The organism is Saccharopolyspora terrae (genome assembly GCF_004348435.1).
GTDB classification, from domain to species: Bacteria; Actinomycetota; Actinomycetes; order Mycobacteriales; family Pseudonocardiaceae; genus Saccharopolyspora; species Saccharopolyspora endophytica.
In genome coordinates this window covers 1-5,489 of record NZ_SMKS01000126.1, presented here as the reverse complement: position 1 = coordinate 5,489, position 5,489 = coordinate 1, and the positions used below count along the sequence as shown (strand labels likewise).

Genomic DNA, 5,489 nt, shown 5'->3' with positions numbered 1-5,489 from the left:
GTCGGTGAGCGCGTCGGGGTCGACCTGGGTGAGGCCGGTGATCTCGATGAGGCCGCTGCGGGTGGGTACGCGGGCGCCGGGGCGGGCCTGCGGGCTGGGCCAGCGGAAGTAGGTCTCGGTGATCTGCCCGGCGGCCACGCCGCGCGCGATCCGGTCGCTCAACACCCTTCCCACGCTAATACCCGCCGGGGCCGGCCCCGGCGGGGACGCGTGTTGATCACGAAACGAGTTCATCAACTACCGCAGGCGCGCCGGGTGGGGCGACAATCGGTGCATGCTGCAGGTTTGCCTGAACGGCGCCCGGTCCCCGCGTGAGCACTTCCACCTGCCGGTGCGGCCGGAGGAGCTGGCCAAGGCCGCCGCCGACGCGGTGGCCGCCGGGGCCACCGACGTGCACCTGCACGCCAAGTCCGCCGATGGCACCGACAGCCTCGATCCGCACGCGGTGGCCGCGGCGTTGCGCGCGGTGCGGGCCGCGGCGCCGGGGGTGGCGGTGGGTGTGACGACGGGGGCGTGGACGGCGCCGGACACCGCTTCGCGGGTGCGGGCGATCAAGGCGTGGACGTTGCTGCCCGATCACGCCTCGGTCAACTGGCACGAGCCGGGCGCCGACGAGGTGGCCGGTGCGCTGCTGGAACGCGGGGTGGGGGTGGAGGCCGGGATCTTCTCGGGCACCGATGCCGATCACCACTTCCGGCTCTCGCCGCACCGGGGCCGGGTGCTGCGGGTGCTGGCCGAGGTCACCGACCGCAGCGCTGGGGGTGCGGCGACCACCGCGGAGGCGTTGCTGGCGCGGCTGCACCCGGCGTCGGCACCGATCCTGCTGCACGGTGAGGCCGCCGGTGCGTGGCCGGTGCTGCGGCTGGCGGCGCGCCGGGGTTTCGCCGTGCGCATCGGTCTGGAGGACACGCTGGTGCTGCCGGACGGGCAGATCGCCACCGACAACGCCGAGCTGGTGGCCGCCGCGCGGGCGGTCGTCGAGGCCGAGTCGCGCTGACCTCGACAGCATATTCCCGCAGGGCTATATTCGCGGTGTGGTAACCACGTTCGAGGTGCTGGCCGAGTCGCGCCGCCGCGAGATCCTCGACCTGCTGCGCGACGGGGAACGCGCGGTCGGCGAGCTGGTCGAGCAGTTGCCGCTGAGCCAGCCCACGGTGTCCAAGCACCTCAAGGTGCTGCGCGAGGCCGGGCTGGTGGAGGTCCGACAGGACGCCCAGCGCCGCTGGTACCGGCTGCGCCCGGAGCCGCTGGCCGAGATCGACTCCTGGTTGCGGCCCTACCGGCGGATGTGGTCCCAGCGCCTCGACGCCCTGCAACGGCACCTCGAGACCATGGATGAGGACCCGGTATGAGACCCGAGCTGACGACGATCAACGGCCATCCGGTGCTGCGGCTGCAGCGCGTCCTGGACCACCCGCCGGCCGCGGTGTGGAAGGCGGTGACCGACCCGGGCGAGCTCTCGGCGTGGTTCCCGGCGCGCGTGGAGTTCACCGGCACCACCCCGGGCACGCCGATGCGCTTCGACTTCGACGGCGCCGAGGCGCCCGAGGCCGGCGAGGTCCTGGAAGCCGACGAGCCGAAGGTGTTCGCCTTCCGCTGGAACAGCGACGCCATCCGCTGCGAACTGCTGCCGCACGAGCGGGGCTGCCTGCTGGTGTTCACCCACACCCTGGCCGGACCTGACGGCGACCGCCCCTCGGCGGCCCGCCACGGCGCCGGCTGGCTGATCTGCCTGGACGCCCTGCAGGCCGGACTCGACGGCACCACCAGCGAATTCGACATGCAGGTCTGGTTCGCCCGCGCCGAGGAGCTCGTCGAGCTGTTCGGGCTCGCCGAAGGGCAGGCGCTGGCCACCGAGGCGGGCTGGACGATCCGCTTCGAACGCGACCTGGTGCAGTCCCCGCAGCAGGTGTGGGAGCTGCTCACCGGCGGCGAGACGCCCGAACCCGGTGATGAGCCGCCGCTGCCGGCCACCCACGGCTACGGGCGGGCCGCCACCGTCACCGAAGCCGAGGCGCCGCAGGCGCTGGCCTACGGGTGGGCCGCCGGCGGCGAGGTGCGCTTCGACCTGCGCGAGCAGTACCCGATCGGCACCCGCCTGGTGCTCACCCACACCCTCACCGCACCCGAGGACCGCGCGATACTGCTGGCCGCGTGGCAGACCCTCCTGGAGCTGGTGTTCGCCGCCCTGCACGGCGACGTCCGCTGCCCGTGGCCCGCCGAGCGCACCGAGGCGCTGCGCGCCCACTACGCCGCCACCCTCGCCTGAACGGTCGGCCCGTCCGTGCCCCGGTGATCGGCCACATAGGATGGTCGTCGTCCGACATCGCGCCGCAGCGCCATCAGGGGAGCGAAGCATGATCTTCATTACCGCCAAGTTCCGGGTCAAGCCGGAGCACGCCGACCAGTGGCCGCAGATCTCCGCGGGGTTCACCAACGCCACCCGCAACGAGCCGGGATGCCTGTGGTTCGACTGGTCGCGCAGCCTCGAAGACCCCAACGAGTACGTGCTCGTGGAGGCCTTCCGCGACGGTGAAGCCGGTGTCGCGCACGTGCAGAGCGAGCACTTCAAGCACGCCCAGCAGACGCTGCCGCAGCACCTGGCCGAGACCCCGCGGGTCATCAACACCTCCCTGGACCAGGACGACTGGTCCCTGCTGGGGGAGATGGCCGTGGACTGACCCGACCTCGGGATCCATCGAGTCAGGCCCCGGGAAGCCCCGGGGCCTGTTCTTCGACTTGAAATGCAACCAAATGGCTGCCTATATTGGGTGGTGCCGCACCCACAACAGGGGAGAGGGATGGACGAGGTCTTCCGCGCCCTGGCCGACCCGAGCCGACGACGGCTGCTCGACAGCCTCCAACGCACCAACGGCCAAACTCTGCGCGAACTCTGCGGCGAACTCGACATGACCCGCCAATCGGTCAGCAAGCACCTCGCGATCCTCGAAGACGCCGCGCTGATCACCACCACCCGCCGCGGCCGGGAAAAGCTCCACCACCTCAACACCGCACCCATCGCCGCGATCACCGACCGCTGGATCAGCCGCTACCACCAACACCACACCCGCGCCCTGCACGAGCTCAAACACACCCTGGAGAACCCCGTGCCCGACACCGACTTCGTCTACCAGACCCACATCGCCACCACCCCCGACCAGCTCTGGCAAGCGCTCACCAGCCCCGAATTCACCCGCCAGTACTGGGGAGTGAGCCTGCGCAGCGACTGGAAACCCGGATCGCAGATCACCTGGGAGGACAACGCCGCCACCATCAGCGACCCCGACCAGATCGTCCTGGAAGCCGACCCACCCCGCCGCTTGGCCTACACCTGGCACACCTTCACCCCCGACTGGGCCACCGGCGCCGGCATCGACGAGGACCTGCGCGCCCGCCTGGCCGCCGAACCGCGCAGCCGGGTCGTCTTCGACATCGAACCCGCCACCGCCGGCACCGTGCAGCTCACCGTCACCCACACCGGCTTCACCACCGACTCCACCCTGCGCCCGATGATCAGCCAAGGCTGGCCCGCACTGCTGTCCAGCCTCAAAACCCTCCTGGAAACCGGCCAACCCCTCCCGCAGGACTGAAGGCTCACACGCTCAACCACAGCGAACCGGCAGCTAGCACGAGGAAGACCACCGCAGGACCGATCGTGCTCACGGTCCGGGCCCGCACGTGCACCACCACGGCCCCGACGAAGAACAGCACCAGCCCACCCGCCGCCAGCACCCCGACGACCGGAACACCCAGCAACCCCGCCACGAGCCCCACCGCTCCCGCGGCCTTCAACACCCCGAGCACCGGCAGCCACCCCACCGGCACCCCGTTGGCCTCGGCATTGCCCACCACGTACCGGTGCCCGGAGAAATCCACCGCCGCGCTGAACGCGGCGGCCGCGGCGGTCACCACCACCACGACCACGTACGCCACACCCATCAGCCCGCTCCTTCGCACGTTTCGTCTTCCTCCCATGACGCGCGGGAGAAGACGAATGTGACCGCCCGACCAGGGCAGCTCGCTGCTCACCACGACCGAACCGCGACCCGCCGGCCTCACGCCCCTGAACGGCCGGTGAACCCCGCGGGAACCACCGTCAATCAGCCGATCAGACTATTGCCCTGCTTCCAGCGGCCGGACCAAGGTGATCACCGCACATCGCCGACCAGCTCAATGGGGGAGACCACCATGCCGCTGAACTCCTACGGCGTGCTCACCGCACGCGTCATCGACGTCCGCCGCGAAACCGGCGACACCCCGCACTACCAAATCCACCTCGTCGACAACGAAGACCGCCACTACCGCGCCGCGGTCAACGTCGAATCCAGCCAGCAGCCCTCAGACCTGCTCTACTTCGCCGCCGACAACTTCCAGCACCCGCTCACCGCCGCGCTCCCACCCGCGGGCTCGGGCTGGAACAAGATCGCCTCCGAACCCGGTGGCGCCGCGCTGGACTACATCCGCGCCAACGTCGTCACTCGCGAGCAGATGCGGCCCGTGCCGCCCGACGCCGACGGCCCCAACAACGACCTCGCCGACTTCCTCGACCACTACGTGCGGCGCGCCCAGCAGGACCCCACCGCCACCGCCTACGTCTACGGCGAACCCTGGGGCCCCGAAGACACCCCCGACAAGATCTTCGGCTTCCAGCCCGGCAACGGCGTGCACAACGTCCACATGAACCAGGGCAACAGCGAGCAGTACCAGGAAGACGACGGCGTGTGGCAGGACGGCGGACTGCTCCTGCACTTCGCCGACGAGAACCGCTGGGTGGCGGTCTTCCTCGCCTTCCAGACCCAGTCCTGGCACACCGACGACGAGACCGGCCACGCCCTCGCCGCCCCCGAGCGCGACGAGCCCGGCTCGATCCGCGTCGTGGCCGCCATGGTCAACCCCGTCGGAGGCGGCCGGGAGAACGAAACGATCACCCTGCTCAACACCTCCGACCGCACCATCTCCCTGACCGGCTGGAAGCTCACCGACGCCAGGAAGAACTCCATGCCGCTGCCGGTCTCCGACCTCGCGGCCGGGCAAACCCTGCAGATCCCCGCCACCGAGGGCTTCCAGCTGGGCAACGACGGCGGCCAGATCACCGTCCTGGACCCCCACGGCACCAAGGTCCACGGCGTCACCTACACCGCCGAACACGCCTCCACCGAAGGCCGCACCGTCCAGTTCTAAAAAGCACCAGCAGGTGGCCGGTCAGGCACCCACCCGGCCGGCCACCTGCAACGCCCGCGACAAATCCGCCACCTGCTCATCCGCGAGCACCACAGTCACCTTCTGACCGCTGACCAGCGTGAACGTCAACGCACCCGCATCGACCTCCACGCACCCGGCCACCCGCTCCCGCACCAACGAATCCGCCGAACTCTCCACAGCACCCTCGAACAACGGCAGGTTCGCGGCCATCTCCACCACGCACCACGCCGCCGACCACAACGCCTCGCGGTCCCGGAAATCCGCCCGGCTGCAGGTCAACTCCCGAC

7 protein-coding genes and 1 pseudogene are annotated in these 5,489 nt (G+C 70.5%); 6 read left to right on the top strand and 2 right to left on the bottom strand.

Translation table 11 applies throughout. The features are described 5' to 3' along the window. The first annotated feature begins 274 nt into the window (after positions 1 to 274). The 5 genes from E1181_RS30845 (at position 275) to E1181_RS30825 (ending at position 3,590) form a co-directional block, all read left to right on the top strand. Positions 275 to 997, top strand: coding sequence for a 3-keto-5-aminohexanoate cleavage protein (locus E1181_RS30845; RefSeq protein WP_132679933.1), 723 nt, complete (start codon positions 275 to 277; stop codon positions 995 to 997). 37 nt (positions 998 to 1,034) lie between these two features. Beyond that, the gene (locus E1181_RS30840; protein WP_132679932.1) at positions 1,035 to 1,352 is read left to right on the top strand and encodes an ArsR/SmtB family transcription factor; all 318 of its coding nucleotides are present in this window, start codon (positions 1,035 to 1,037) and stop codon (positions 1,350 to 1,352) included. Next, a complete protein-coding gene (locus tag E1181_RS30835; RefSeq protein WP_132679931.1) occupies positions 1,349 to 2,269 on the top strand; it encodes an SRPBCC domain-containing protein in 921 nt (306 codons plus the stop codon). Before E1181_RS30840 ends, E1181_RS30835 begins: the two co-directional genes overlap by 4 nt. A gap of 88 nt (positions 2,270 to 2,357) precedes the next feature. After that, a complete protein-coding gene (locus tag E1181_RS30830) occupies positions 2,358 to 2,681 on the top strand; it encodes a putative quinol monooxygenase (RefSeq protein ID WP_132679930.1) in 324 nt (107 codons plus the stop codon). 120 nt (positions 2,682 to 2,801) lie between these two features. Further along, positions 2,802 to 3,590: an ArsR/SmtB family transcription factor gene (locus tag E1181_RS30825; RefSeq protein ID WP_132679929.1), complete on the top strand. Its 789-nt coding sequence runs from the start codon at positions 2,802 to 2,804 to the stop codon at positions 3,588 to 3,590. Between the two features lie 4 nt (positions 3,591 to 3,594). Here E1181_RS30825 and E1181_RS30820 read toward each other — a convergent pair whose 3' ends face one another. Then, the gene (locus E1181_RS30820; RefSeq protein WP_132679928.1) at positions 3,595 to 3,939 is read right to left on the bottom strand and encodes a DoxX family protein; all 345 of its coding nucleotides are present in this window, start codon (positions 3,937 to 3,939) and stop codon (positions 3,595 to 3,597) included. 249 nt (positions 3,940 to 4,188) lie between these two features. Here E1181_RS30820 and E1181_RS30815 point away from each other — a divergent pair, with 249 nt between their 5' ends. Continuing rightward, positions 4,189 to 5,181, top strand: coding sequence for a DUF2278 family protein (locus E1181_RS30815; protein ID WP_132679927.1), 993 nt, complete (start codon positions 4,189 to 4,191; stop codon positions 5,179 to 5,181). A gap of 21 nt (positions 5,182 to 5,202) precedes the next feature. Here the strand turns inward: E1181_RS30815 and E1181_RS30810 are convergent. After that, positions 5,203 to 5,489: pseudogene (locus E1181_RS30810) on the bottom strand (hypothetical protein); the annotation flags it as partial.

Excerpts from the sequence above, each read along its gene's own strand:
- E1181_RS30845 (WP_132679933.1), top strand. The coding sequence starts at position 275 with ATGCTGCAGGTTTGCCTGAACGGCGCCCGGTCCCCGCGTGAGCACTTC.
- E1181_RS30835 (WP_132679931.1), top strand. The coding sequence starts at position 1,349 with ATGAGACCCGAGCTGACGACGATCAACGGCCATCCGGTGCTGCGGCTG.
- E1181_RS30830 (WP_132679930.1), top strand. The coding sequence starts at position 2,358 with ATGATCTTCATTACCGCCAAGTTCCGGGTCAAGCCGGAGCACGCCGAC.
- E1181_RS30825 (WP_132679929.1), top strand. The coding sequence starts at position 2,802 with ATGGACGAGGTCTTCCGCGCCCTGGCCGACCCGAGCCGACGACGGCTG.
- E1181_RS30820 (WP_132679928.1), bottom strand. The coding sequence starts at position 3,939 with ATGGGTGTGGCGTACGTGGTCGTGGTGGTGGTGACCGCCGCGGCCGCC.
- E1181_RS30815 (WP_132679927.1), top strand. The coding sequence starts at position 4,189 with ATGCCGCTGAACTCCTACGGCGTGCTCACCGCACGCGTCATCGACGTC.